This window comes from Enterobacter sp. 03-F-07-AD-ECC, assembly GCF_047530935.1.
Lineage (GTDB): Bacteria > Pseudomonadota > Gammaproteobacteria > Enterobacterales > Enterobacteriaceae > Enterobacter > Enterobacter cloacae.
The window spans coordinates 1-3,758 of record NZ_JBLKBZ010000055.1 but is presented as its reverse complement, the minus strand read 5'-3'; the positions used below and the strand labels follow the sequence as shown (position 1 = coordinate 3,758).

Annotated in this window: 1 protein-coding gene and 2 pseudogenes; 2 read left to right on the top strand and 1 reads right to left on the bottom strand. The window is 52.4% G+C overall.

All coding sequences use genetic code 11. The features are described from left to right. The first annotated feature begins 147 nt into the window (after positions 1-147). Positions 148-1,023 carry an extended-spectrum class A beta-lactamase CTX-M-15 gene (locus tag ACMWKA_RS25500; RefSeq protein ID WP_000239590.1) on the top strand — a complete coding sequence of 292 codons (876 nt, stop codon included), beginning with the start codon at positions 148-150 and terminating at the stop codon, positions 1,021-1,023. 46 nt (positions 1,024-1,069) lie between these two features. On the opposite strand, the pseudogene ACMWKA_RS25495 reads toward ACMWKA_RS25500, so the two are convergent. Further along, positions 1,070-1,414 (bottom strand): annotated as a pseudogene (locus ACMWKA_RS25495) (WbuC family cupin fold metalloprotein); the annotation flags it as partial. A 13-nt stretch (positions 1,415-1,427) separates the two neighbouring features. Here ACMWKA_RS25495 and ACMWKA_RS25490 point away from each other — a divergent pair. After that, positions 1,428-3,656 (top strand): annotated as a pseudogene (locus ACMWKA_RS25490) (Tn3-like element Tn3 family transposase); the annotation flags it as partial. Positions 3,657-3,758: the final 102 nt, after the last annotated feature.

The window sequence follows — 3,758 nt, the reverse complement described above, 5'->3', positions numbered from 1 at the left end:
AGGTGGTTGTAAATAATGTTACAATGTGTGAGAAGCAGTCTAAATTCTTCGTGAAATAGTGATTTTTGAAGCTAATAAAAAACACACGTGGAATTTAGGGACTATTCATGTTGTTGTTATTTCGTATCTTCCAGAATAAGGAATCCCATGGTTAAAAAATCACTGCGCCAGTTCACGCTGATGGCGACGGCAACCGTCACGCTGTTGTTAGGAAGTGTGCCGCTGTATGCGCAAACGGCGGACGTACAGCAAAAACTTGCCGAATTAGAGCGGCAGTCGGGAGGCAGACTGGGTGTGGCATTGATTAACACAGCAGATAATTCGCAAATACTTTATCGTGCTGATGAGCGCTTTGCGATGTGCAGCACCAGTAAAGTGATGGCCGCGGCCGCGGTGCTGAAGAAAAGTGAAAGCGAACCGAATCTGTTAAATCAGCGAGTTGAGATCAAAAAATCTGACCTTGTTAACTATAATCCGATTGCGGAAAAGCACGTCAATGGGACGATGTCACTGGCTGAGCTTAGCGCGGCCGCGCTACAGTACAGCGATAACGTGGCGATGAATAAGCTGATTGCTCACGTTGGCGGCCCGGCTAGCGTCACCGCGTTCGCCCGACAGCTGGGAGACGAAACGTTCCGTCTCGACCGTACCGAGCCGACGTTAAACACCGCCATTCCGGGCGATCCGCGTGATACCACTTCACCTCGGGCAATGGCGCAAACTCTGCGGAATCTGACGCTGGGTAAAGCATTGGGCGACAGCCAACGGGCGCAGCTGGTGACATGGATGAAAGGCAATACCACCGGTGCAGCGAGCATTCAGGCTGGACTGCCTGCTTCCTGGGTTGTGGGGGATAAAACCGGCAGCGGTGGCTATGGCACCACCAACGATATCGCGGTGATCTGGCCAAAAGATCGTGCGCCGCTGATTCTGGTCACTTACTTCACCCAGCCTCAACCTAAGGCAGAAAGCCGTCGCGATGTATTAGCGTCGGCGGCTAAAATCGTCACCGACGGTTTGTAATAGCGGAAACGGAATGGGGAAACTCATTCCGTTTTTGTTTATCGCCTTAGACGGCAAAAGTGCTGTCGCCCACCTGCGCTTGCGCATACCAGGCCATAAGCTCCGTGGTTCCTGGTTCTCCTTCCGCTGGAGCCCAGTGCGCATAGTCATCGGCAGCCACGGGTTGATAGCCACCGTGTTTTACTTCAAAAATTATGCCACCGGTATCCAGCGACAGCACGGCATGCCAGGTTCCTGCGGCCATCTCCAGCACCGTACAGGTTTCCCCCAATATCGCCCGATGGGTGACGGTACCCCGATCGTCAAAATTCAGCACCACGAAACGACCCCTTAATGGCAACAGTAGCTCGAAGGTGTGAGGGTGTCGGTGCGGGCGCACGTAGGTCCCAGGTCATATTCCTTCCGGCGTCCGGCATTTTACCGCCAGACAGCTCGGGATTCGTGATATCACCGTTCTTGCAGAATACGGTCAGAGGGAAAATACCCGCCGTGAGCATGCAGCGCTGATACGTCAGCACTATCAGTATCGTGAATTTGCCTGGCCCTGGACATTTCGCCTTACCCGTCTTTTATATACCCGGAGCTGGATAAGCAACGAACGTCCTGGCCTGCTTTTCGATCTGGCGACAGGGTGGCTTATGCAACATCGTATTATTCTCCCCGGAGCCACTACGCTGACCCGGTTGATTTCAGAGGTAAGGGAAAAGGCGACGTTGCGCCTGTGGAACAAACTGGCACTGATACCGTCAGCCGAACAGCGTTCACAGCTGGAGATGCTGCTGGGGCCAACTGATTGCAGCCGCCTGTCTTTACTGGAATCACTGAAAAAGGGCCCTGTGACCATCAGTGGTCCGGCGTTTAATGAAGCAATTGAACGCTGGAAAACTCTGAACGATTTTGGCCTGCATGCTGAAAACCTGAGTACACTCCCGGCTGTGCGCCTGAAAAATCTCGCACGTTATGCTGGTATGACTTCGGTGTTCAATATTGCCAGGATGTCACCGCAGAAAAGGATGGCGGTTCTGGTTGCCTTTGTCCTTGCATGGGAAACGCTGGCGCTGGATGATGCATTGGACGTTCTGGACGCCATGCTGGCCGTTATCATCCGTGACGCCAGAAAGATTGGGCAGAAAAAACGGCTCCGCTCGCTGAAGGATCTGGATAAATCTGCATTGGCGCTCGCCAGCGCATGTTCGTACCTGCTGAAAGAAGAAACACCGGACGAATCGATTCGTGCTGAGGTGTTCAGCTACATCCCAAGGCAAAAGCTGGCTGAAATCATCACGCTTGTCCGTGAAATTGCCCGGCCCTCAGACGATAATTTTCATGAAGAAATGGTGGAGCAGTACGGGCGCGTTCGTCGTTTCCTGCCCCATCTGCTGAATACCGTTAAATTTTCATCCGCACCTGCCGGGGTTACCACTCTGAATGCCTGTGACTACCTCAGCCGGGAGTTCAGCTCACGGCGGCAGTTTTTTGACGACGCACCAACGGAAATTATCAGTCGGTCATGGAAACGGCTGGTGATTAACAAGGAAAAACATATCACCCGCAGGGGATACACGCTCTGCTTTCTCAGTAAACTGCAGGATAGTCTGAGGCGGAGGGATGTCTACGTTACCGGCAGTAACCGGTGGGGAGATCCTCGTGCAAGATTACTACAGGGTGCTGACTGGCAGGCAAACCGGATTAAGGTTTATCGTTCTTTGGGGCACCCGACAGACCCGCAGGAAGCAATAAAATCTCTGGGTCATCAGCTTGATAGTCGTTACAGACAGGTTGCTGCACGTCTTTGCGAAAATGAGGCTGTCGAACTCGATGTTTCTGGCCCGAAGCCCCGGTTGACAATTTCTCCCCTCGCCAGTCTTGATGAGCCGGACAGTCTGAAACGACTGAGCAAAATGATCAGTGATCTACTCCCTCCGGTGGATTTAACGGAGTTGCTGCTCGAAATTAACGCCCATACCGGATTTGCTGATGAGTTTTTCCATGCTAGTGAAGCCAGTGCCAGAGTTGATGATCTGCCCGTCAGCATCAGCGCCGTGCTGATGGCTGAAGCCTGCAATATCGGTCTGGAACCACTGATCAGATCAAATGTTCCTGCACTGACCCGACACCGGCTGAACTGGACAAAAGCGAACTATCTGCGGGCTGAAACTATCACCAGCGCTAATGCCAGACTGGTTGATTTTCAGGCAACGCTGCCACTGGCACAGATATGGGGTGGAGGAGAAGTGGCATCTGCAGATGGAATGCGCTTTGTTACGCCAGTCAGAACAATCAATGCCGGACCGAACCGCAAATACTTTGGTAATAACAGAGGGATCACCTGGTACAACTTTGTGTCCGATCAGTATTCCGGCTTTCATGGCATCGTTATACCGGGGACGCTGAGGGACTCTATCTTTGTGCTGGAAGGTCTTCTGGAACAGGAGACCGGGCTGAATCCAACCGAAATTATGACCGATACAGCAGGTGCCAGCGAACTTGTCTTTGGCCTTTTCTGGCTGCTGGGATACCAGTTTTCTCCACGCCTGGCTGATGCCGGTGCTTCGGTTTTCTGGCGAATGGACCATGATGCCGACTATGGCGTGCTGAATGATATTGCCAGAGGGCAATCAGATCCCCGAAAAATAGGGCACTGTTGCAAATAGTCGGTGGTGATAAACTTATCATCCCCTTTTGCTGATGGAGCTGCACATGAACCCATTCAAAGGCCGGCATTTTCAGCGTGA